This is a genomic window from Bacillus sp. WMMC1349 (assembly GCF_013155385.1).
In the GTDB taxonomy this organism is placed as follows: domain Bacteria; phylum Bacillota; class Bacilli; order Bacillales; family Bacillaceae; genus Bacillus.
Genome location: NZ_JABJUQ010000001.1, coordinates 1 through 22,500, shown reverse-complemented (window position 1 = coordinate 22,500; position 22,500 = coordinate 1). Strand labels below are relative to the sequence as shown.

Annotated in this window: 19 protein-coding genes, 5 tRNA genes and 3 pseudogenes (1 of these 27 only partly in view); 13 read left to right on the top strand and 14 right to left on the bottom strand. The window is 38.3% G+C overall.

Annotated elements, in window-relative coordinates; all coding sequences use genetic code 11:
• The 9 genes and pseudogenes from HOO54_RS23915 to HOO54_RS00095 form a co-directional block, all read right to left on the bottom strand.
• A pseudogene (locus HOO54_RS23915) lies at positions 1-18 on the bottom strand (T7SS effector LXG polymorphic toxin); its annotated part reaches 297 nt to the left of the window's first position; the annotation flags it as partial.
• Positions 9-530 (bottom strand): hypothetical protein, encoded by a 522-nt coding sequence (locus HOO54_RS00130; protein WP_172291882.1) that lies wholly within the window; start codon positions 528-530, stop codon positions 9-11. The gene HOO54_RS00130 and the pseudogene HOO54_RS23915, both read right to left, overlap by 10 nt.
• A 68-nt stretch (positions 531-598) precedes the next feature.
• Positions 599-967, bottom strand: a complete 369-nt coding sequence (locus tag HOO54_RS00125; protein WP_172291880.1) for a hypothetical protein — start codon at positions 965-967, stop codon at positions 599-601.
• Between the two features lie 412 nt (positions 968-1,379).
• Positions 1,380-1,637: pseudogene (locus HOO54_RS00120) on the bottom strand (contact-dependent growth inhibition system immunity protein); the annotation flags it as partial.
• A 68-nt stretch (positions 1,638-1,705) separates the two neighbouring features.
• Positions 1,706-2,029, bottom strand: a complete 324-nt coding sequence (locus HOO54_RS00115; protein ID WP_172291878.1) for a hypothetical protein — start codon at positions 2,027-2,029, stop codon at positions 1,706-1,708.
• A gap of 4 nt (positions 2,030-2,033) precedes the next feature.
• The gene (locus HOO54_RS00110) at positions 2,034-2,639 is read right to left on the bottom strand and encodes an EndoU domain-containing protein (protein WP_216664687.1); all 606 of its coding nucleotides are present in this window, start codon (positions 2,637-2,639) and stop codon (positions 2,034-2,036) included.
• Positions 2,640-2,671: 32 nt separating this feature from the next.
• The gene (locus HOO54_RS00105; RefSeq protein WP_172291876.1) at positions 2,672-3,304 is read right to left on the bottom strand and encodes a hypothetical protein; all 633 of its coding nucleotides are present in this window, start codon (positions 3,302-3,304) and stop codon (positions 2,672-2,674) included.
• A gap of 292 nt (positions 3,305-3,596) precedes the next feature.
• Entirely contained in the window at positions 3,597-3,755 is a 159-nt protein-coding gene (locus tag HOO54_RS00100) for a hypothetical protein (protein WP_172291874.1), read from the bottom strand.
• A 444-nt stretch (positions 3,756-4,199) separates the two neighbouring features.
• Complete coding sequence (locus HOO54_RS00095) at positions 4,200-4,499, bottom strand: hypothetical protein (protein WP_172291872.1); 300 nt, start codon at positions 4,497-4,499, stop codon at positions 4,200-4,202.
• Between the two features lie 703 nt (positions 4,500-5,202).
• On the opposite strand from HOO54_RS00095, the gene HOO54_RS00090 reads away from it, so the two are divergent.
• Entirely contained in the window at positions 5,203-6,111 is a 909-nt protein-coding gene (locus tag HOO54_RS00090; protein ID WP_172291870.1) for a VanW family protein, read from the top strand.
• Between the two features lie 191 nt (positions 6,112-6,302).
• Here the strand turns inward: HOO54_RS00090 and HOO54_RS00085 are convergent, their stop codons facing one another.
• A complete protein-coding gene (locus HOO54_RS00085; protein ID WP_172291868.1) occupies positions 6,303-7,469 on the bottom strand; it encodes a serine hydrolase domain-containing protein in 1,167 nt (388 codons plus the stop codon).
• Between the two features lie 436 nt (positions 7,470-7,905).
• On the opposite strand from HOO54_RS00085, the pseudogene HOO54_RS25005 reads away from it, so the two are divergent.
• Positions 7,906-8,004, top strand: a pseudogene (locus HOO54_RS25005) (hypothetical protein); the annotation flags it as partial.
• A gap of 87 nt (positions 8,005-8,091) precedes the next feature.
• Here the strand turns inward: HOO54_RS25005 and HOO54_RS00075 are convergent.
• The 4 genes from HOO54_RS00075 to HOO54_RS00060 all read right to left on the bottom strand — a co-directional run bounded on the left by HOO54_RS00075 (position 8,092) and on the right by HOO54_RS00060 (position 13,504).
• Entirely contained in the window at positions 8,092-9,306 is a 1,215-nt protein-coding gene (locus HOO54_RS00075) for an exo-beta-N-acetylmuramidase NamZ family protein (RefSeq protein WP_172291866.1), read from the bottom strand.
• Positions 9,306-11,216, bottom strand: a complete 1,911-nt coding sequence (locus HOO54_RS00070; RefSeq protein ID WP_172291864.1) for a glycoside hydrolase family 3 protein — start codon at positions 11,214-11,216, stop codon at positions 9,306-9,308. Before HOO54_RS00070 ends, HOO54_RS00075 begins: the two co-directional genes overlap by 1 nt.
• A gap of 15 nt (positions 11,217-11,231) precedes the next feature.
• Positions 11,232-12,569 (bottom strand): penicillin binding protein PBP4B, encoded by a 1,338-nt coding sequence (pbp4b, locus tag HOO54_RS00065; RefSeq protein WP_172291862.1) that lies wholly within the window; start codon positions 12,567-12,569, stop codon positions 11,232-11,234.
• Between the two features lie 458 nt (positions 12,570-13,027).
• The gene (locus HOO54_RS00060; RefSeq protein ID WP_172291860.1) at positions 13,028-13,504 is read right to left on the bottom strand and encodes a 2-thiouracil desulfurase family protein; all 477 of its coding nucleotides are present in this window, start codon (positions 13,502-13,504) and stop codon (positions 13,028-13,030) included.
• A gap of 180 nt (positions 13,505-13,684) precedes the next feature.
• On the opposite strand from HOO54_RS00060, the gene HOO54_RS00055 reads away from it, so the two are divergent.
• From HOO54_RS00055 to glmS, 11 genes are all read left to right on the top strand, one after another.
• Positions 13,685-13,759, top strand: a tRNA-Glu gene (locus tag HOO54_RS00055).
• Between the two features lie 153 nt (positions 13,760-13,912).
• Positions 13,913-13,988: transfer RNA gene (locus HOO54_RS00050), tRNA-Val, on the top strand.
• Between the two features lie 44 nt (positions 13,989-14,032).
• Positions 14,033-14,105 (top strand) — tRNA-Thr (locus HOO54_RS00045).
• A gap of 10 nt (positions 14,106-14,115) precedes the next feature.
• Positions 14,116-14,200: transfer RNA gene (locus tag HOO54_RS00040), tRNA-Tyr, on the top strand.
• Positions 14,201-14,204: 4 nt separating this feature from the next.
• Positions 14,205-14,276: transfer RNA gene (locus HOO54_RS00035), tRNA-Gln, on the top strand.
• 325 nt (positions 14,277-14,601) lie between these two features.
• Positions 14,602-15,165, top strand: a complete 564-nt coding sequence (gene sigW / locus HOO54_RS00030) for an RNA polymerase sigma factor SigW (protein ID WP_172291858.1) — start codon at positions 14,602-14,604, stop codon at positions 15,163-15,165.
• A 13-nt stretch (positions 15,166-15,178) separates the two neighbouring features.
• Positions 15,179-15,817 carry an anti-sigma-W factor RsiW gene (gene rsiW, locus HOO54_RS00025; RefSeq protein WP_172291856.1) on the top strand — a complete coding sequence of 213 codons (639 nt, stop codon included), beginning with the start codon at positions 15,179-15,181 and terminating at the stop codon, positions 15,815-15,817.
• A gap of 136 nt (positions 15,818-15,953) precedes the next feature.
• Positions 15,954-16,775, top strand: coding sequence for a diadenylate cyclase CdaA (cdaA, locus tag HOO54_RS00020; protein WP_172291854.1), 822 nt, complete (start codon positions 15,954-15,956; stop codon positions 16,773-16,775).
• On the top strand, positions 16,768-18,090 hold the full coding sequence (locus HOO54_RS00015) for a CdaR family protein (RefSeq protein WP_172291853.1): 1,323 nt from the start codon (positions 16,768-16,770) through the stop codon (positions 18,088-18,090). The genes cdaA and HOO54_RS00015 overlap by 8 nt, the downstream gene beginning before the upstream one ends.
• Positions 18,091-18,110: 20 nt before the next feature.
• Positions 18,111-19,454 (top strand): phosphoglucosamine mutase, encoded by a 1,344-nt coding sequence (gene glmM, locus HOO54_RS00010; RefSeq protein WP_172291852.1) that lies wholly within the window; start codon positions 18,111-18,113, stop codon positions 19,452-19,454.
• Positions 19,455-19,883: 429 nt separating this feature from the next.
• Positions 19,884-21,686: a glutamine--fructose-6-phosphate transaminase (isomerizing) gene (glmS, locus tag HOO54_RS00005; RefSeq protein ID WP_172291851.1), complete on the top strand. Its 1,803-nt coding sequence runs from the start codon at positions 19,884-19,886 to the stop codon at positions 21,684-21,686.
• Positions 21,687-22,500: the final 814 nt, after the last annotated feature.

Sequence of the window (22,500 nt, the reverse complement as noted above, 5' to 3'; positions counted from 1 at the left end):
AGAAGGAGTTAATTTTCTTTATTAAGATCGATTGTCTTCAAATTAGGATCGCTAATATCGGTTTCTAACCTACTGCTATGAAAATCAATCCAATTATTGAGAACAAAAGCAGCACTACCACAACTCAAAGCCCTGTCGCTATCAAATCTTAATTTCCCACCTCTTTCAAAAAATATAATAATAGGTTCATAAATATTTGCTACTTTTAAAGCTTCCGATAAGCCTTTTTCAACAATATATGCTGTCTCTAAATAATCTCTACATATTTTATAGTGTATTGAGTTGTCAATATCAGGAAAACCTTTATCCACAACCCTATCGATTTCTAGCAACAAATCATTGTTTTCAATATTTAGGACTTTTAGCGGACTTCCTATTGGACTTTGATTAGAAGTATAAGGCTTTGTAAAAATAGCCATTCTTCTCAAATATTCGGCCAACAGAACTGAATGTGATTCTTTGGGCTTTTCTTCAATATTCCAGTCTATTTCATTTATTCTTTGTACCGCACTACTAAAAGACAATATCATATTCATCACCTTTTTTGATTTTATAAAATGACGAACTTTCCTCCTTATATCCAGGAAATGTTCCAAATTCAGGTTGTGGCAACAGCATTATCATGTGCACCAGGAGGCTTTGATTTCCAGCTTTTTGACTCGAAATCCCAAGAGTCTGGATGTCTATAGTATTCTTTTCCAGAATCCATTCGGACTTTTTCATCCAATTCATGTGCTTTTAACTGTTGAAACCATTTTTTCTGATCAGGAGTTAGTTCTCCTTTCAGAGCTTTATGAAAAGCATATACTACTTCAGGATCAGGTGTTAATCTAGTATTATAAAAGTATAAACCTTTCTCATCGTAAGCTGGAAGATCATATTTATTAAGAAAAAGATGTGATTTTAAATCTGTTGCCTCCTGTAACTTCAAACCAGTATTCTTAGCAAAGTCCTCTATATTTTTCAAACCTGTACTTCTTATTTCTTCAGCTTTTTTTTCAGCAGCAATATCAATCTTAAATTTAATTTCTTCTTCAGGAGGATTACCATACCTCTTCGTATCTTCCCCCGCACCCTTACTTCCATTGTCAACATCTTTCTTTTTCGGCTTAGAAGACTCATGAGGACGCTTGCCAGAAACTGTTCCAGCATCTTTAGTAGACTCGTGAGGCTTATCAACCTTTTGAACAGGCTCGTGTGGTTTTGATTTTGATTGATGGGGAGTTTTGGGATCTCCGTCACCATGCTTGCCTTTTTGAACATTTTTGCCTTCGTGTTTTTGGTCTGGTTGTGGATGCGGTTGCTCGGAAAGCTACTTGGACAAGATTGTTTGCATAAAAACAGACCCTTCTTCTCGATAGAGGGGTCCTCAAAAGTATTTAAATAGATTGTTTTATTTGTTCGATTACACTTTTTAACCATTGTATAGGAGTTAAATCCATGGCATGAAAGTAAATTTCAGCGTTCGATTTAATAAAGTTTTCTTTTTCTTGATTGGATATGTTGCTATTTAAAAAACTTTCTGCACAGTAAATTAATATTTGCATCCAATCTTTACTTTGCCTATTAATATAATCTTGTAAAGCTTGTTCTGGAGATTCTATATCTTGATGGAAATTGCTACCTAAAAGATTACTTAATTCTTCAAAAGTATAATAATTATGTTACATTGAAATATTTAGGATTTTCTTATAAATTCGATAAACTAAAGATCATTTTTTTCAATCCATTTGTTTATTAGATTAAGCAACTCTCTTGTCTCAACACTTATTTCATTAGCTAATCCATCAGATACAAATTCTGTACTTATTTTAGTGAATTCTAGTGAAATTTCCAAAGCACATATGTTTCCATAAATTTCTTCGAAGTTACTTTCCCCATTTATTACCTTTTCTATATATTCTTTGAAAATGGCTTCTCCAAACGCTGCCATGTCTTCAAACATTAACTCAATTAGTTTAAACTCACTAGTAAACTTCGGTATATAGAAACCCTCGTTTTCTAGTTTAAAAGTGTACTCTATCTTCATTATTTCACCTCATATTTCTATTTGTATAAATTGGGAATGCAGTATCTACATGACCTCTATTATTTAACCACATTTTTACTTTCATTCTTGTTTCAGTTTTTCCCGTATACCAACCAGCACCATCAAAATCTACAGAATTTCTTGCATCTTTTATTGCATCCATAACGTCTACTCGATTCCAGTTCTTGGGGAAGAATGTAGAAAATTTCTTCTTTCCATTCATCTCTATTGTGGCTTTATATACTCCAAAATTATCAGGATCGCTTACATTTGATAAAGTAGCATCTGATATAATATTTGAATGGTGATATCCAGAAGGGTTACCCTTACCATTAATATTACCGTGGAATATATGCTTGGTAGCTTTATTAGAGAATATGGATTCACTTGTCCTCTCTGCAAAGAATTGTAAATCTAACTTTACAGCATATATTTGAGGATCATAAGCCTTCTTGATTTGATGAATGGGACCATGTCCATCCTTTTGTAAATTTTTCGCATTAATTGGGATTCCTTTTTTCACTAGGAACTGACGAGCACGAGTATTGGACATCTTTCCAGCCTTTGATAAAGTTTTAAAAACTTCTTTAACTTCTTTGACGTCCCTCACAACTTTTCCAGCGCCTTTTATTCCTTGTCTGACTATTTATTTTCCGGCATGCTTGCAAATCTCCCAGCTTTCGAAGCAATTGATGCACCCTTTGATGCTGCACCGGCACCACCTGATATAAATGTAGTGACGATATTTAATTTAAGATATTCAGCATAATGTGTCCTTGAATACAAATCTCCATGTACAAAGTTTTTATCCCATTTTTCTTTTACTTCATCCCAAGAAGCATTCCAGGCTTTTTTATAGTCGAATTCTATAACCGAGTTTGCAGTTCTAACGGGATGAAAGATAGCATTTCTTAAAAATTTATTTAATGCTGCAACACCGTGAAGAGTATCCATACAAAAATCCTCTTTAGCCGCTTCTTTTGCTTTTATGTAGTCGTATACAGGCCCTAAATATTTTTTACCTGCCTCATCTACAGGTGCTAAAACTTCTTTTAGTTTCTCATCTCCTTTTTCTATAAGATTTATAACACCGTCATCGATATCGTCTAACTTCTCTGATACATAATCAATAGGGCGTTCCCAGAAATTAACATCTTCTTCTTCAAGGGATTTAACATACTCCTGTTGTTCTGGTGAAAGGTTGTTATAACCAATTTCTTTAGCCATTTTAATATATTCATCAGGGTCAGATACATTTGCAAGCTTCTCTTGCAACTCTGCAATTCTGCGGGCTTCTGCTTGCTCTTTTTTGCATTAATATATGTAGTCGCTTGTTTGTCGGTTTTGATTGCTTCTTTATATAACTTATTCGAGTGAAAAGCCTTCTTATCAAAATACATAGGAGAAGCGCTTTTTCCATTACTTGTGGCTTCCATCAATGCTGAGAATTTTTTGGAGACACTTTCGGCTTCAGCCAATGCTTGTGTGTATTCGACTGTCAAAGATTGATTCAGATCTTCTACAGCATGAAACGCATTTTTCCGAGTTGTTTGCGATTTTGATATCTTCATTGTATAATAATAATTAGTCCACTTATCCGATCAACGATATCATTCACTCGGTTTATGATCCGATCCATGTTATTTTTGAGGGTATCGACGATTTGATCGGACTTTTTATCTGCATTTTTCAGTTCAGTTTTTAATTGTTTTTTCTTGTCCGCCATCACATTTTCATTTCAGATAGTTATTTTTAAACAACATCATAAAAATGGCAATCAGTTAAAATTTTATCATGTTAATGAAAAGGATGGCGGGAGGTTTTTTCATTCTAAGAAAATGAACCATTTGGATTAGGTAAAAAAACCTAACCATAATTGAGAAAGAATAATAGTTTTTAATTCTTTTTGACTTTAGTAGAGAGTAAGTAGCCCAATATTTCAGAGCCTCAAAAAAGAAGATGACTTATCAAAAAGATCTGTATGTTTGATTAATAAAGAGCATGTATCGAATACATGCTCTTTGTCTTTTCAATAATTTTATTCCACCATTAATCGCTTAAGATCCAATCCTGTCACTAAGAGGTGTGTTAATTGCCTGATTTCCTAAAGAAGAACTAAGAGTTCCTCCAACACCTAACGATACATTAGCGCAAATAAACAATTTAACTTTCATATAGATATCCCGCTCCTCTTAATCTGTCTTCTTGCTTTTACTGAAATGTCATAAAGCTCTAAAGAGTCACAAAACATTTCTCTTTTCTTCAAGATCTCTGCTGTAAGAATGCTGTAATTCTCCATGTCAGCATACATACCTTTATCTTCGAAGAACTTAAATGATTCTCGGATTAGATCTAGATCGTTTGCAAAGTAAAGCCCTTTAAGCAAGTTTAATTTTGCAACATAATCGAATTCATGCTTTTTTTCAGCTAGTTCTTTTCCTTCAAGATATAAGTCTCTGGCTAAAGTCATCTCATTCTTCTTTGCATTAACATGAGACAGATTAAATAAAGTTTTTGTTAAATGGGTGCAGCCTTCTTCCTTATACAATTTAAGGGATTTTTGTAGATGAACAGCTGATTTGTCAAGTTATTCAAGTTCATTATAGCATATTCCAAGATTCATGTGAGACATTCCAATTAAATATGTAGAATCAATGGTAATGGATTCCCTTAGAGCTTCATGTAGATAAGAAAAAACAACAGGAACTTACTGAATCTCGAAAACCGTTAAAGAACGTAGTTGGTTTTTGACCCGACACCTCTATATGCACTAGCAACCGCGCTAGGTGTTGCCTTTCGCTGGTTTACAATGGGTAAGTGGAAAACAATTATAGATTAATATTCAAATGAGAACCTTAAATAAAGTTTTAATAAAACAAAATTAACAAGTTTTCACTTCTTCAAGTATTGACAAGTTGTTTCCATAAAGGTAAAATATAATAGAACATACGTTCTTAAGGTTTTACCCCTCATACTTTGGCTTCCTTTGGGAGCCTTTTTTTATTATCTGCTATCATTAAATTTTTGTTCAACGCATTTACCCGCGCAATATTAACTGTAAACATCTTCTAATTAATCTTTACTGGCCGATCAATGAATCTTATTGAGTCGAAAGCAAGTCATACATGAAAGGGAGAGCCTCTGTTCAAACTAGGATGGGAGGTAAATTGATCATGATACATATATGGATAACAGGATTTTTATTATGGTCTCAAGTTGGCGCACTTTCTGATCAATTAACAATTACGCAACAAGGTCAGACAATTGCTACTGTAAATCGTGAAGATTTTATGATGTCTCCTTCTGGTACTCCAATCATCGACCAGGAAAAATATCGTAAGTTTATTGACCAACTTGACCAAAAAATATATCGGAACCCTGAAAACGCTATGATTAATCAAAGGGGAGAAATTACTCCAGGGCGGATCGGATATAAACTTTATCGGCAGGCGTTTAATGAGAAGTTTTATGCGTATTTCTTTGGCCGTGGTCCAGCACAGGTAGAAGTGCCGGAGTTAAATATTTATCCAAAAGTTGATAGTGAGTTACTCGCTCACATTCGGACACAGCGGATAGGTCAGTATGTGACTTATTTTAATTCTAACAACGAAAGCCGTTCACATAATATAGCGCTTGCTACAAAAGCAATTGATAATTATGTTATTTTTCCTAATGAAGTTTTTTCATTTAACAAAGTAGTTGGAATGAGAACCGAAGAAAAGGGATATATGCGAGCTCCTGTTATTGTTAGAGGTGAATTGTCTGAAGGAGTTGGTGGGGGCATTTGTCAAGTATCTTCAACACTATTTAATGCAGCCGATCGGGCAGGGCTTCATATCGTCCAGCGCTTTTCCCATAGTAGGCGTGTACCTTATGTACCACCTAAGCGAGATGCCACTGTCAGTTGGGAAGGACCCGACTTTCGTTTTCAAAACAGATATAACCAGCCGGTTTTGATTCGTGCTAAACAAAATAAAGGAAGTATGATCATTACAGTATACTCTTCTGATGTCATCAATCATGAGCAACGCCAAGTTCCGAAGGCCCCATCTCGGCTGCCAAAAGAGATAAACGCAGAATAATGGTGAAAATCATGTGACTCTGATAAAAAGTCTTGCTTGGTCAATACTTTTTAAACGTCAAAAAGGACGGAGCTGTCTAAAAAGTCCTTTTTCAACATAAATCAGGGGGAATTGCGAGACTCCCGCGGAAAGCGAGCAAATTCCCCAATTTTTATTCATCCACACGACTTTCAGGATAGCCCTTTTTTTCGTTAAGCTCCATTATTCAATATACCGTAAATATGGTTGTTCACAGCGCCAAATGATTTGATATTGTTTTGTATGTTGGAAAAAAGAATCACATATCTTTTTCCTGTTTGGCTGAAGTTGTTTAAAATATTATATCCAGGCATGACACCGTGACTCGAATAATTTCCGTATGCAATGTAAAAGCCCATGCCATATGTGGCGCGATATGGTGTAAACATTTTTCTAAAGCTTACATCGGAAATAATGGTCCTTTCAAATAGTGCTTTATCAAATAAATACATATCATAAGCGGTCATATACATATCGCCTGCCCCGTAAAGCTGTGATAAATCAGGCATATAAGGAGTAGATAGTTTTTGTAACGGGCTAAATTTATAGCCTATTGATGTTCGAGCTTGTTTAGCAAATGTTTGATAAAATCCTGCGTGTTTCATGCCGGCAGGTTTAAAAATGTGTTCGTCAATATAATGGTCAATTGGTTCACCGCTCAGTTTAGAAACAATGTAGGCCAGTACAGAATAGTTAGAGTCTTTATATTTCCATATTCCTGGTGGATTCACCACACCGCGATTTTTAATGTCTTTCATAAGGTTTTCCGGTGAAATGTATCCTTTAGTTTCTTTGTGACCTTTAATTCCTGATGTGTGTGTCAATAGGTTATATAAAGTAATATTCGATCCATTTGGAAAGTCGGCAATGTATGTAGAAACAGGGTCGTTTACTGACAGTAGACCTTTTTCTTCAAGTTGGAGAACAGCAGTTGCAATAATTGATTTTTGTGCAGAACCAATATAAAAAACGGTATCAGTTGTATTCAGCACCTTGTTCTTACGGTCTGCGTATGAATAGCCCTTGCTGGTAACAATTTTTCCTTTATCCACGATCAGTGCTGTACCGCTGAAGCCGATGCTTTTCAAATACTGATCGACTTGTTTATTTTCGTTTTTCGTCAGAATACTGCTCTGTTTTTTTTGCTGATGTTTCTTTTTCTTTTCGAGTTTAGTTGGTTTTTCAGATGCCTGCAAGTGATTTTCTTGGTGTTGATATAAATTTGCTGGGACAATAACATAAAAAGCCACACAAGCAAGAAATAAAGCGGTTAATATTAGCCGTCGTCTTATTTTTTTATGTTTTTGTTTAGTCGTTCGTGTACTGTATGATCTGGACATGGCGGTACTCCTTCTAAATGATGTGACGTATTTACTGACGCATGACCCCCTTAAAAAGTTTCTTCCAATTAGAAATAATTTCATACATCAACCAATTAGTTAAATTATTCCATTCATTTTTGTTGTACTGAGTTTGTCCTATACGTGTATTTATTTCTTTTAAACCATCTAAATAGATTAGTTGATTCTAGCATTATTTATTTCGCTACACTCTATATTAGATATCGTTCTTTCACCATTGTTCAGTCAGCGCTTTTCTCAGCAAATTGGCATCTTGGGAAATCTAGCGGTTTCGCCCGATTTTGAGAAAAAATAAGCTTGCCACCTTATTCGGGCAAGCGAGAAAAGAAGGAGACTTGATGATGTTAGCGATTTTCTGTTATCATCATGACCCTCATTTCTGTGGTGCTCTTTTGTTCTTTAATAGCTTACTTCACTCGTTTACATGCTTGGTGTTGATGTAATGAAGTTTGTGATGGCTGCGCTTTGTGGAATCGGGTTATTAACATGCTTACAATCATTGCTGTTATTGTTGTCATCAGTGTAGTTCGTGGAACGATGCCATCATGTAGGTATCGGTGTTATATTTCGATCATCTACAACATCCTGAAAAGCTTGATATTTAATAAAGCAAATATTTCTTTCTGACTTTCATAAACTGATTTTTCTCGGCATCCATTATTTTGAACATTTCGTTAGTTGCTGTGCCTTTTTCAATCATTGCTTTCATCCAGCTATTGCCAACGAGACGATTAAAGCTACCTGAGGATAGGAACTTAAAGTGATCCGGATAAAGATCGTGTATCGTTTTAATAATGGTGATGCCGGTTTTGACAGGCTGAAATGTGAATCTGTCTGTTACATAAAGCTCAACACCGTGGCACAATTGATGGTGGTATTTTGAAAATGTTGGTGTAAACGATGCAGCTCTGAATCGAACGCCTGGTCGTTTTAAACTGTTCAATTTTTCGGCGAGATCTGTGCTATTGATGTAAGGTGCACCGATCAATTCAAATGGTTTTGTTGTCCCTCTTCCTTCAGAAATATTTGTTCCTTCAAGTAAGCCTGTGCCTGGGTAGACAATGCTTGTATCAGGAGTCGGCATGTTTGGTGAAGGGAGGACGAAAGGAAGTTCTGTATCTTCAAAAAACATTTGTCGTTTCCAGCCCTTCATTTTAATGACGGTTAAGTCAGCACCAATCTTGAATTCTCGATTAAAAAGTTTTGCCAATTCACCGGTTGTCATGCCATGTACTAAAGGTATCGGATATCTTCCAACAAAAGACGAATAGTCAGGATCAAGGACAGGACCTTCCACTTTTTTTCCGCTTTGTGGATTAGGTCGGTCCAGGACAACAAAGGGAATGTTGTTTTCCTTTGCTGCTTCCATTGCATATGCCATTGTGTAAATGTAAGTGTAAAAACGTGTTCCCACATCTTGAATATCAAAGAGAAGAACATCAATATGCTGGAGCATTTCTCCTGTCGGCTTTTTTGTCTTACCATAAAGGCTGTAAACAGGCAGACCGGTTTTTTCATCAATGTATGAGTCGACTTGATCACCTGCTTGTGTATCGCCTCTAACACCGTGCTCAGGTCCAAAAAGTGCGGCAAGCTTAATATGTGGATCTTGATGGAGTAAATCAATGCTACTTGTCAGGTGAGAATCAACACCAGTAGGATTTGTAATCAGTCCGATCCTTTTATTGGTTAATAAACGTTTGTTGTTCATGAGCATTTCAATGCCTGGTGAGACTTTTTGGTCTGGGCAGACTGCTCCTGTCAATGTGCCAATAACAACAATTCCTGTCAACAACCACAGTGGTTTTTTTCTCATCAGTTTCCCTCCTGACTAAGCGGCTTGCCTGTTTTCATATTTAATCCATAGCCGTATTGATAGAGGATTTGACCTGGATGTGTGACTGAAGGGATATCAACTGGTAATCGCCCTTTCGGTTTTGCTTTTCCGAAGATGACTTCCACTCCGGCCGGAATATTCGGCTGCCTGAAACGTCCGTCAGTATAGCCTTTAAAGCCATATACTGCAATCACCGCTTGAGCTTCTTCAAAATTTGCTGTGTCATAAGGATTGCGAAGACTCATTAAAACAAACTTTTTCCGATTTAACTGTGCATATTTCATGGCGGCTCGAGGGAAAATGGTCGCCCATTTGTTTGAATCATGATGGGTGGTTTCCTCATTTAAGACTGGGTCGTTTTTGACGATATATGATCCCGTAATAACATAATCAGCTTGATCAATTTGTTTTTCGATTGCTTTGTTAAATCTTTTTTTTGCAAAATGATATTCCTTTATAACTGCTTTTCTGTTGATCCTTCTGATCGTTTTTTTGATCGCTTTTGTTTGTTCTTCAAAAGGTGCAAGAACTAAAATGGTGTCCCCTTTTTTCGGATTAAATGGCAGTGTTTTGTGTTTGTTTTTTAAAACGGTCACACCTTCTCGTGCCATTTTCATTTCTTGTTTCAAATGCTTATGGTTTCCGACTGTTTTTAAAGCGCGTTTGATTTTTTTACGAATTGATGTAGAATCATCATTCAAAATTCCGCGCTTCATTTTTGCTGTCAGGATTCGCTCGACCGATTGATTGATCTGCTTGATGGGTATCTCCCCTTGTTTGACGGCATGAAGGAGGGACTGAAACACAGTTGCTAAGTTTTTTTCTGTTTTAAGGGATGTCACTTTCGCTGGCATAAGTGCGATATCTACACCTGCCTGAATAGCCATAATAACGGCTTTTTCTTGACCAAAATGATCTGAAATGGCTTTCATGTTTAAAGCGTCTGTTACGACAATACCATCAAATCCAAGCTTTTTCCGTAAAAGGTCTGTGATCACTTTTTTAGAAAGTGTTGCGGGAACAATGATGTCTTGCCCATCTTTGATGCTTTTGTAAGTTGTGTCATCAAAGGCAGGGAATTGGACGTGTGCTGTCATGATCATGTCAATTCCCGCATTAATGGCTTGTTGAAAAGGATAAAGTTCGATACGATTGAGTCGATCGCGGTCATGCGGAACAAGCGGCAGACCTAAATGGCTATCAACACTTGTATCACCGTGTCCAGGGAAATGTTTTGCTGTCGCTATGATCTGTTCCTTCTGTAGTCCTTTCATCGTCTTAATACCTAGCTGAGCCGCTAATTCAGGTTTTGAACTGTAGGAACGAATCCCGATCACCGGATTATTGGGATTGTTGTTTACATCAAGTACCGGACTAAAGTTAACATTGATACCTAATGCAGATAATTCTTTCCCAATCAGTTTTCCTGATCGATAAGCATTTTTTCGGCTTCTTGAAGCGCCAAGTGCCATATTTCCAGGTAAGTTTGTACCTGACTCCAAACGTGTGACAATCCCGCCTTCTTGATCAATCGCTATGAAAAGCGGGAGCTTTCGACTTGCCTTTTGCAGACCATTTGTTAAGTGAACCGTTTGTTCAGTGCCGGTAACATTTTCTGCAAAGAGAATAACACCGCCTAGATGATATTGTTGAATGATACTGGCTACTTCGTTATTCATTTTAGTTAACCCTGAAGGCTTAGACTCCTCTTTTTTTTGCCAATTTCTAAAATCCAACATCAACATTTGACCAAGTTTTTCTTCAAGTGACATACATTTGACCATTTGCTTGATCGTCTGTTTTTTTGCATCAGCCTGTTCAGCACTTGGTGCTAATGTGAGAGAAAATAGCAATGTAGTGATCAGGATGTAACGAAAAACTATTTTCATATGAAAAGTCGCCTCCTATTGATGATTCAGTGCTTCATAAATAGTGGTCATCACACTTCCGTATTTACCTGTTGCAAATCCATCACCTTCAAATTGATTCGGGTTTTTCTCAGGAGCGATGACTGGCGAATGTTTTTTATTGGTCAGTAAAACAATCCCTAATTGATAGGCCGGATCAATCAGTGTAATTGTTCCCGTCGAACCGGTATGTCCGTATGCTTGTTTACTCGCATGTTTTCCGAACATCCATTTCACATCATGATTTCGATTCAATCGCCAGCCTAAACCATATGTGTCATAGGCGGGTTTTGTGAACTGTTGAATAATCGCGTTGCTAAAGAACTGGTGAGACCCATAACCGCCGCCATTCAACATGACTTGAAGTAGTACAGCCATATCTTCAGTTGTTGAGAATAAACCCGCATGACCTGAAATACCTGCCATTGAATAAAAAGCTTTTTCATCATGAACTTCGCCTTGTAACGTATATCTCCTCACATGAGGAAACGAAACAATTCCATCACGTGTATTTCCAACCCGTTCAGTGGCTGCAAAATGACGTGGTTTAAAGCCTTTCTGCAAAGGGTTAAACATCGTATGGTTGAGACCGAGTGGTTTGTAAAACTGTTGTTCAACATATCTGTCCAACCGTTGGTTCGTGATGTTTTCGATGATTAGCCCCAACAGCATGTAATCGATATCACTGTAAACTTGTTTTGTTCCGGGTTTGTATGCAAGTGGTGTTTTTGCCAGGAATGCTAATGTCCTTTCCCGTTCTTGAGAATAAAGTTGCCCCGCTCTTTTCGGATCATAGTAACTCCAACTTGCTGGAAGTCCGGCTCTATGTTGAAGTAAGTCACGAACACGAAGCTGTTTTTTTCCTTTGATGGTGTCTTTCGGAGCATCTTTAAACTCTGGAATATAATGTGAGACTTTTGCATCTAGATTAAGCTTGCCGCAGTTTGTTAAATGTTGCAGAGCAAAGTTGACAGCATACATTTTTGTATTGGAAGCAAGATCAAACATTGTATCAGCCTTCATTTTTTTCGGGTGTTTTAACAGGTTGAGTTGATTGTATTTTTTCTTATAGCCATAAACCTCTTTTTTTACAATCATGCCATCTTTGATCACGATTAATGTAGCACCGGGAAATCCTGCTTGAATATCTTTTTCAATCAACCGGTCAACTTTCTCTAGTTTTTCTGCTGAAAATCCAGCATCTTCAGGGGTTTTTGCATGTTTTAAGACAGGGAATGTTTGTTGTTGATCTGCGATTTTCGCAGAAGAGGTGGAAGGGTATATCATTGTAATGGATAACAAGGCTGTAAGCATGGAAATCACGCGTTTCTTCATGGTGTTGCTCCTTTCTGCAAATAAATGTTAATGGTAATTTTAAACAAACGTTTAATTAAATTCAACTACCATATCATTTTTCAAGCATGCATTAGGATTAACGGTATAGGAGAGGGATAAACCAATTCAATGATTTGCAGAGGGACTTCATAAAGGAAATGTGGCTTATTAAATTCTAGTTCTTTATGTATTATGGACAATTATTGTTAGGTGCAGTTGATGACAATATTATTTAAGTTTTTTTTTATTATTATAATTCTTTCAGGCCTAGAAATATGCTTTGTTTTATTGGAGCACTCCTAGCTGTATTTTGAAAAATTAGATCCATCATGAAACAGCTCAAGGAAAGTTCGCAGATGGCATAATGGCTTGGACTGTTTTGTATGGAGTTTTTCCGCTTGCCACAACCCCAATGACAGTATCTCAAACTTTCCTTGATAAATTTTAATTGCACAGCGTTATTTAGAAGCATTGTTTTCTTTAAGTTCATTTATTTGCTGTTCAGAAATGACTCGAAGGCCTTCTCTTTTAAGTAGGGCTGCTGTGATCCCGTTTCCGATTATTTTGCTGCCAGAAAAACTTCCATCATATATATAATTGCTGCCACAGGAAGGGCTGTTTTCTTTTAACACAACGGTATCCGCTTGAATATCTCTAGCTAGTTCAAGTGTTTTATAAGCACCTCTTAAATAGAGCTCTGTTACATCTTCTCCAGACTTTGTGATAATGACACCATTGCCATTTAACACATCTTCACCCGTTTTTCCATCTGCAATTTCCGCAGGCTCTCTAGGAGTTTGAAAACCGCCGAGCAATTCAGGACAGGCTGTCACTGCTTTATTTTCCTTTATCAGTTTGTTTATTTTTTCGACATTGCAATGGGTTCCGTTATATCGGCACTCAATCCCTGCTAAACAAGAGCTGACTAATATCATCTATGTTTACTCCTCTCAAAAAATAGATACTTATATTGTAAACAAAAACATTGGTCATGATTAAAAACATCAGTCGAAAATTTTGAAAATAAAAATTTTAAATTATCTCTTTACAAATAGGGGTCAACCTGTATATAATAATTTTTGTCAGCTTTGAGAAATTGCTGATATGTTTGATCAGGCCCGTTGGTCAAGCGGTTAAGACACCGCCCTTTCACGGCGGTAACACGGGTTCGAATCCCGTACGGGTCACCATTTTAGGACAGCATTTTAAGCAGGCATGCACTCGTCTTCAAATGCAGGGTATGACATCTGTTATGATGCGTACTTGTGCTTTAAAAGAAAAGGAAGGCATGCTAAGTGCGCAACGTCCTGTTGCAACGCATGCACTCGCACGTCCTGTGCTTCGGAGGATTAGCTCAGCTGGGAGAGCATCTGCCTTACAAGCAGAGGGTCGGCGGTTCGAGCCCGTCATCCTCCACCATTTTCCTGGAACACTTTTGTTGTTTCAGCATAAGGTATCAATATGCCGGTCTAGCTCAATTGGTAGAGCAACTGACTTGTAATCAGTAGGTTGGGGGTTCAAGTCCTCTGGCCGGCACTGTTTTATCGGAGGGGTAGCGAAGTGGCTAAACGCGGCGGACTGTAAATCCGCTCCCTCAGGGTTCGGCGGTTCGAATCCGTCCCCCTCCACCATTTTTGGGCTATAGCCAAGCGGTAAGGCAACGGACTTTGACTCCGTCATGCGTTGGTTCGAATCCAGCTAGCCCAGTTTTTGGACATCCTGTAATAGGGTGTCTTTTTTGTTGTGATTTTGATTAATATGATTGAACGTTTTACAAATATAGTGCGAATGGTTGACCTCGCCTTGATATAAAATCGTTAGGCTATAGAAAGTTTGAAATCGGTTTATCAAAAGTTTCAGTTTCGAAATATTCATTGAGATAAATAAATTTAAACTAATATTAAGGATTAAACCGTTTTTAGCTATCTACACCTTTCTAATATTTTGATAAACTATTTTTATGAATTTAATGAAACCTTTTAAATTTCAATTCGTATGTTTAAAGACCGGTGAAGGCAGAGGTTAGATAAATATGGAAATGATGATAAAAAAAAGAATTAAACAAGTCAAAAAGGGCGATCGTAATGCATTTGCAGACATCGTAGACATTTACAAAGACAAAATTTATCAGCTTTGCTACCGTATGCTCGGTAATGCCCATGAGGCGGAAGATATTGCGCAGGAAGCATTTATTCGGGCGTACGTTAATATCAATAGCTTTGATATTAACCGGAAATTTTCAACATGGCTTTACCGAATTGCGACCAATTTAACGATTGACCGAATTCGCAAAAAAAAGCCGGATTATTATTTGGATGCAGAAGTGGCAGGAACAGAGGGGCTGACTATGTATTCTCAAGTAGCGGCAGATGTTGCGCTTCCAGAGGAAGAACTCCTTTCTTTGGAGCTGCACAGTACGATTCAGGAAAAAATCTTAAGGCTTCCCGATAAATACAGGACTGTCATCGTATTAAAGTACATTGATGAGCTTTCCCTTGTTGAAATCAGTGAGATATTAAATATTCCCGTAGGTACAGTGAAAACGAGAATACACAGAGGAAGAGAGGCTCTCAGAAAACAATTAAGGGATCTTTAAGTGGGGTGATGAAATGAGCTGTCCGGAGCACATTGTTCAGCTTATCCATAAATATCTTGATGGGGATATTCCTTCGGAAGATGAATCGAGATTAAAAAAGCACATACAATCATGTGAAGGCTGCAGAAAACATCTTCACGAAATGGAAAAATCCATCGCTCTTGTGCAAAGCACGTCACATCTTACAGCTCCGGTAAACTTTACGGCGGACGTATTGGCAAATCTGCCAAAGGAAAAACGGACGGTTTCCATTAATCGATGGCTGAAAACTCATCCGTTTATCGTTGCAGCAGCTATTTTCATTTTATTAATGGGAGGTAGCTTTCTTTCAAGTTGGAAAAGTGACCAAGACTTCAGTGTGTCAAATAACTCCAATCTAGTTGTGGAAAACAACACGGTTACCGTACCTGAAGGCAAAGTTGTAAAAGGAGATGTAACCGTAAAAAACGGAAAGCTTATTATTAAAGGTAAAATCGATGGAGATGTAACCATTGTCAATGGGGAACAATACACAGCTTCAGCTGGTCAAGTTACAGGTCAGATTCACGAAATAAATGAGGCATTTGACTGGATCTGGTACAAAGTAAAATCAACTGGAAAGACGATTTTTGGTTTGGATCATTCCAATGACGAAGAGCAAAGTGGACAATAGGGGCTTTGCTCTTTTCGTGCGGAAGGCGGCTGTTTCACTTGGGAAAACAAATTGTGATATAATCGTTCTGTATATAAAATAATATAACTTAAACATATACATTTAAATCATGACTGAGATCTTGGAGGACGAGGAAATGGCTTTTGAGGATATCCCTTTCTTACAGTACCTCGGCGATGCCGTTGATATTCTCCTTGTTTGGTATGTTATATATAAATTAATGATGGTTATCCGCGGAACAAAGGCGGTTCAGCTGTTAAAGGGAATCGTGGTCATCGTTCTTGTCCGGCTGGCCAGTCAATATTTCGGCTTAAACACGCTACAATGGCTGGTCGATCAGGCTATTACATGGGGTTTTTTGGCGATTATCATTATTTTTCAGCCTGAACTAAGAAGAGCGCTTGAGCAGCTGGGGCGAGGGAGGTTTTTTTCCCGTACCGGAAACCCTGAAGAGGAACAACAGCAGCAGGTCATTGATGCCATTACAAAATCGATGCATTATATGGCAAAACGGAGGATTGGAGCGCTTTTAACGATTGAACGAGAAACCGGAATGGGTGATTATATAGAAACTGGGATTCCTTTGAATGCAAAGGTTAGCTCTGAACTATTAATTAACATTTTTATTCCGAATACACCGCTTCATGACGGAGCTGTTATTATGAAACATAATGAAGTTGCTGCCGCGGCTTGTTACCTGCCTCTTTCTGAAAGCCCGTTTATTTCTAAAGAGCTTGGCACAAGACATAGAGCAGCGGTAGGGATCAGTGAAGTGACAGACAGTTTGACGATTGTTGTATCTGAAGAAACTGGAGGCATCAGTGTCGCAAAGAACGGTAGCCTTCATCGCGGTTTATCGGAAGAGGATTTGAAAGATATGCTCACAGCGGAATTTAAGAAAAATTCCCGGGAAACTTCCTCAATTCGCTGGTATTGGAGGGGGAAGAAGAATGGATAAGTTCTTAAAAAATCCTTGGGCTGTTAAAGTTGTTGCATTACTATTTGCTTTTCTTCTTTACTTTGCAGTCCATAGTGCACAAGTGCCGACTCCGAAAAAACCAATGGATTGGCTTTTTCCGATATCCACTACAGATGAAGTAACGTTGACTGACATCCCGGTGAAAACTTATTATGATGATGAAAATTATGTTGTTACTGGCGTTCCGCAAAGTGTGAACGTTACAATCAAAGGACCGACGGGTACTGTAAAGAAAGTAAGGCAAGTGAAAGACTTTGAAATTTATGTAGATATGCAACATTTGAAAACAGGAAGACATAAAGTGGAATTAAAAGCAAGAAATGTTACTGAGGGGGTTAGTATTTCGATTAATCCTTCGGTAGCAACCGTAACAATTGAAGAGAAAATAACGAAGGAATTCCCGGTTGAGGTTGAGTTTTACAATAAGAATAAAATGAAAGAAGGCTTTACACCAGAACAACCGATTATCAATCCGAAAAATGTCAGTGTAACAGGGTCAAAAACTGTCATTGACCGAATTGAAAATATTAAGGCAATGGTTAATTTGGAAGGTGTAGATCAGACGATTGAAAAAGAAACAAAACTGACCGTTTATGATAGTGATGGAAATGTCCTTCCGCTGGGGGTCTCCCCGTCTGTCGTCAAAATCACTGTTCCGGTGACAAGTCCAAGTAAAAAGGTTCCGCTCAAGCTTGAGCGGAAAGGAAAGCTTCCTAGCGGGGTTAGCATTTCAAGCTTGGATACGAGTCCGGGAGAAGTGACCGTTTACGGTCCCAAAAACGTGCTTGACTCGTTAGAATTTATTGACGGCGCTAAAATTGATTTAAGTAAAATTAAAGATAACACTGAATTGGAAGTTGATGTTCCAGTGCCAAAGGGTGCTCATAAGGTGTCACCTGAAAAAGTAAAAGTAAAAGTCAAAGTAGATAAAGAAGAAGAGAACACGATAAAAAACGTAGCAATTAAAACCGTAGGACTGAATGATACTCGAACTCTCGAGTTTCTCGATCCAAAAACGGGAAAGCTTGACATTACGGCAAAGGGATCTGAGGCTGAACTAGCCAAACTTCAGTCGTCAGACATAGAACTTTATGTCAATGTGGCGGATTTAAATGATGGAGTACACCGCGTTAAACTTGAAGTAAATGGACCGCAGAATATTACATGGTCACTGCCGAAAAATGTCAAAGTGAGAATTTCTTCTAAAACATCTCAAAAAGAAAGTGACACAGATGATCAGGATGACACAAAAAAAGATCAAGATCATTCTGAAACAGATTCACAATCTTCATGAATCAAAAAGGAGCGATATGAATGGGCAAGTATTTTGGAACAGACGGTGTGAGAGGTGTGGCAAACAGTGAACTTACACCGGAACTGGCCTTTAAAGTCGGAAGGTTTGGTGGTTATGTCCTTACAAAGGATAAAAAACGTCCCAAGGTATTAATCGGCCGTGATACACGCATTTCCGGACATATGCTAGAAGGAGCCTTAGTTGCCGGTCTCTTGTCAATTGGAGCGGAAGTCATGCGGTTAGGCGTTATTTCAACACCTGGAGTAGCGTATTTAACAAAAGCAATGGATGCGGAAGCGGGCGTGATGATTTCAGCGTCTCACAATCCTGTTGAAGACAACGGAATCAAATTTTTTGGTGGTGACGGTTTTAAACTGTCTGATGAGCAAGAGCTTGAAATCGAGCAATTGATGGACCAGGCGGAAGATAACCTGCCAAGACCTGTTGGAAGTGACCTTGGGATGGTGAATGACTACTTTGAAGGCGGACAAAAGTATTTGCAATTCTTAAAGCAAACTGCTGATGAGGATTTCACAGGTATTCATATCGCCCTTGATTGTGCACATGGAGCGACTTCACCGCTAGCAACGCACCTGTTTGCTGATCTTGATGCGGATGTTTCAACAATGGGGACATCACCAAATGGATTAAATATCAATGATAGAGTTGGCTCAACACATCCTGAAGCTCTTTCAGCATTTGTAAAAGAAAAAGGAGCAGAGGTTGGGTTGGCATTTGATGGTGATGGAGATCGTTTAATTGCTGTTGATGAAAAGGGAGAAATCGTTGACGGTGATCAAATTATGTATATATGTGCGAAGTACCTGAAACATGAAGGACGTTTGACTGATGATACGGTTGTTTCTACTGTTATGAGTAACCTCGGTTTTTATAAAGCGCTTGGTGCGGAAGGAATAAAAAGTGTTCAAACGGCTGTCGGTGACCGCTATGTTGTTGAAGCAATGAAAAGAGACGGCTATAATTTGGGCGGTGAACAATCAGGACACTTAATTTTTCTTGATTACAATACAACAGGTGACGGTTTGCTTTCAGCGATTATGCTGTTGAATACAATGAAAATGACGGGAAAACCATTATCCGAGCTTGCTGCAGAAATGCAGAAATTCCCGCAACTTTTGATCAATGTTAAAGTAACAGATAAGTATAAAGTGACAGACAACGAAAAAGTGAAAGCAGTGATCAAACAAGTCGAACAAGACATGAATGGTGACGGTCGGATCCTTGTGCGCCCATCAGGTACAGAACCGCTTGTTCGTGTGATGGCTGAAGCAAGAACGAAAGAACTTTGCGATGAATATGTCAGCCGCATTGTTGAGGTTGTCAAAACAGAGATGGGAGCATAAGTTTTAACCATTTAAGAAAGATCGATGAACAAGACATGCTGAACGAACATATGTTAAAGAGAATCGATTTTCAAACTGAAAAAATTGTTTGACGGTTCTTTTTCTGTGTAGTAAAATCAGCTTGTCTTGTTTTATTTTAAGAGGAAAGGTGGATAGCGGTTTAAATCAATAATGATAGCGCCCGAACTAAGCTGAACGGACAACAAGCTTAGTTGACGAGGATGGAGGTTATCGAATATTCGGCGGATGCCTCCCGGCTGACCACTAAAGATCACAGCCGCAAGGATTTTCTTAAACCAAAGAGGTGACTCTTTGAACAAAGGAAAATGACATGATCTTCCATCAAACATGTAGGAGGGGACGAAGATGTCCCCATCTTAAAGCTGGCCTTCTTCGTCTCCTTCCTGCAAACTCAGGAGGAAGAGAAATATGTGTGGTATTGTAGGTTATATTGGACAGCTTGATGCAAAAGAGATTTTATTAAAAGGGTTAGAAAAATTAGAGTACCGCGGGTATGATTCAGCAGGGATTGCGATTGCGAATGAAGCTGGTGTCCATGTCTTTAAGGAAAAAGGCCGGATTGCCGATCTTCGTGCAGCAGTTGATGAATCAGTGATGTCACAAGCCGGAATTGGACACACACGCTGGGCAACTCATGGCGAACCAAGCCGTTTAAATGCTCATCCTCATCAAAGTGCATCAGGTCGTTTTACACTTGTTCATAACGGTGTTATCGAGAATTATGTTCAGCTGACACGCGAGCATTTACAAGATGTGGAACTGAAAAGTGATACCGATACAGAGGTTGTTGTTCAAGTGATTGAACAATTTGTCAATGAAGGTCTTGGAACAGAAGCAGCGTTCCGAAAAACGCTGATGCTCCTTAAAGGCTCTTATGCGATTGCCTTGTTCGACAATAACAACAAAGAAACAATCTATGTTGCGAAAAATAAAAGCCCATTGCTTGTCGGTCTTGGAGATACATTCAATGTTGTTGCATCAGATGCGATGGCAATGCTTCAAGTGACAAATGAATATGTGGAGCTTATGGACAAAGAGATGGTCATCGTCACTGACAAAAAAGTTGTGATTAAAAACTTTGATGGCGAAATCATGTCCCGTGCCTCTTATATTGCTGAGTTAGATGCAAGCGATATTGAAAAAGGCACATACCCTCACTACATGTTAAAAGAAATTGATGAACAGCCGCTCGTGATGCGGAAAATTATTCAAACATACCAAGATGAACATGGCAAATTATCCATACCAGGTGATATTGCAGATGCCGTTGCTAAAGCAGACCGCGTTTATATTATTGCGTGTGGCACCAGCTATCATGCGGGTCTTGTTGGCAAACAATTCATTGAATCATGGGCAAAAGTTCCGACTGAAGTCCATGTCGCAAGTGAATTCTCTTACAACATGCCATTGCTATCTCAGAAACCGCTGTTTATCTTTATTTCTCAAAGTGGTGAAACAGCAGACAGCCGGGCTGTCCTTGTACAGGTGAAAAAACTCGGCCACAAAGCACTGACACTTACAAATGTACCTGGATCAACACTTTCTCGTGAAGCTGATTACACATTGTTACTTTACGCAGGACCAGAGATTGCCGTTGCATCAACAAAAGCATACACAGCACAAATTGCAGTTCTTGGTATCTTAGCATCTGTTGCTGCGGAACGGAATGGTGCTGAGATCGGTTTTGATCTTGTTCATGAACTTGGTATTGTCGCAAATGCTATGGAAGTCCTTTGCGGTCAAAAAGATGAGTTAGAAATGATTGCTCGCGAATATCTGGCTGTCTCCAGAAATGCTTTCTTCATCGGGCGCGGTCTTGACTACTTCGTCTGTGTCGAAGGCGCCTTAAAACTGAAAGAGATTTCTTACATTCAGGCAGAAGGTTTTGCTGGCGGTGAATTAAAACACGGTACAATCGCCTTAATTGAAGAAGGAACACCGGTATTTGCATTGGCTACTCAAGAGCATGTCAACTTGAGCATTCGCGGAAATGTCAAAGAAGTGGCTGCCCGCGGCGCCAATACATGTGTGATTTCACTGAAAGGCTTAGAAGATGCAGGCGACAGATTCATACTTCCAGAAGTACACCCGGAACTTGCACCGCTTGCCTCAGTCATCCCGTTGCAGCTGATTGCTTACTACGCTGCTCTGCACCGCAGCTGTGATGTTGATAAGCCGCGGAACTTGGCGAAGAGTGTGACGGTGGAGTAGATTATTTGCTTTTTAGAAGAGTGTTGTTGATTTGAAATAAAGAAAACGTTGTGAAGCTTTGCCCCTTTGGATATGATTATCTAAAGGGGTGTTTTTATGTCTAAAAGAAAAAGAACATCTTAAATTGAAAAATGGATAAAGAAGGGCGAGTTAATCATTATTTTGCACCGAATTTGTTGAGCGATAATAAGCCGTAAGTTTATTCAAAACTCCTCAATTTCTTGATTGTTCTTGAATTCTGTTTTCATTACATTTAGCTGTGTTACAAAAATTCCACATCGATCCTTCCAGGTAGAGATAACCTATTGAGGCAGCCTTCTGATTAAATTTCTAAATAAGTATATTATTTATGCCCACAATCAATCCTTCTGAAGTTGAGCAGGAAACTAATCTGTTGTTCGGATTCCTAATAATTTTCAATGTGAAATTACTGAAGAAATAAGAATAAGATAATTTGGTATCAACTTGATGATATGGGTGTTGGTCATGGTTACTCGAAAAAAAGAAAGCAAATATTACAATTTACTACTGGATAGGAATAGTTCGGATAGCATCAATATTTGAACTTTCCCATTTACTTTCTCTATTTGGCGTATTAGATGAATTTAAACGGAATTTTAGGTATATGGTTTTGGTATTTGTATTGGGAATAAGGGTTGGAGTTCTCATATATGGCGGTAAATTTTCTTGACTAATACATGTTTAGTATTTTTGCACCTAATGATAGAGAAAAGGAGAGATAATATTGGTTTTTCCATCGAAAAAAAGCATTTGGATGTCTGTGGTTGTTGGGCAATCATATTAGCTTGCATCT

Bases quoted from the DNA above. Each gene is read 5' to 3' on its own strand.
- sigW (WP_172291858.1), top strand. From the start codon at position 14,602: ATGGAAATGATGATAAAAAAAAGAATTAAACAAGTCAAAAAGGGCGAT.
- HOO54_RS00130 (WP_172291882.1), bottom strand. From the start codon at position 530: ATGATATTGTCTTTTAGTAGTGCGGTACAAAGAATAAATGAAATAGAC.
- glmS (WP_172291851.1), top strand. From the start codon at position 19,884: ATGTGTGGTATTGTAGGTTATATTGGACAGCTTGATGCAAAAGAGATT.
- HOO54_RS00085 (WP_172291868.1), bottom strand. From the start codon at position 7,469: ATGTCCAGATCATACAGTACACGAACGACTAAACAAAAACATAAAAAA.
- HOO54_RS00090 (WP_172291870.1), top strand. From the start codon at position 5,203: ATGATACATATATGGATAACAGGATTTTTATTATGGTCTCAAGTTGGC.
- cdaA (WP_172291854.1), top strand. From the start codon at position 15,954: ATGGCTTTTGAGGATATCCCTTTCTTACAGTACCTCGGCGATGCCGTT.
- glmM (WP_172291852.1), top strand. From the start codon at position 18,111: ATGGGCAAGTATTTTGGAACAGACGGTGTGAGAGGTGTGGCAAACAGT.
- HOO54_RS00100 (WP_172291874.1), bottom strand. From the start codon at position 3,755: ATGGCGGACAAGAAAAAACAATTAAAAACTGAACTGAAAAATGCAGAT.
- pbp4b (WP_172291862.1), bottom strand. From the start codon at position 12,569: ATGAAGAAACGCGTGATTTCCATGCTTACAGCCTTGTTATCCATTACA.
- rsiW (WP_172291856.1), top strand. From the start codon at position 15,179: ATGAGCTGTCCGGAGCACATTGTTCAGCTTATCCATAAATATCTTGAT.
- HOO54_RS00060 (WP_172291860.1), bottom strand. From the start codon at position 13,504: ATGATATTAGTCAGCTCTTGTTTAGCAGGGATTGAGTGCCGATATAAC.
- HOO54_RS00115 (WP_172291878.1), bottom strand. From the start codon at position 2,029: ATGAAGATAGAGTACACTTTTAAACTAGAAAACGAGGGTTTCTATATA.
- HOO54_RS00015 (WP_172291853.1), top strand. From the start codon at position 16,768: ATGGATAAGTTCTTAAAAAATCCTTGGGCTGTTAAAGTTGTTGCATTA.
- HOO54_RS00095 (WP_172291872.1), bottom strand. From the start codon at position 4,499: ATGACTTTAGCCAGAGACTTATATCTTGAAGGAAAAGAACTAGCTGAA.
- HOO54_RS00075 (WP_172291866.1), bottom strand. From the start codon at position 9,306: ATGAGAAAAAAACCACTGTGGTTGTTGACAGGAATTGTTGTTATTGGC.
- HOO54_RS00070 (WP_172291864.1), bottom strand. From the start codon at position 11,216: ATGAAAATAGTTTTTCGTTACATCCTGATCACTACATTGCTATTTTCT.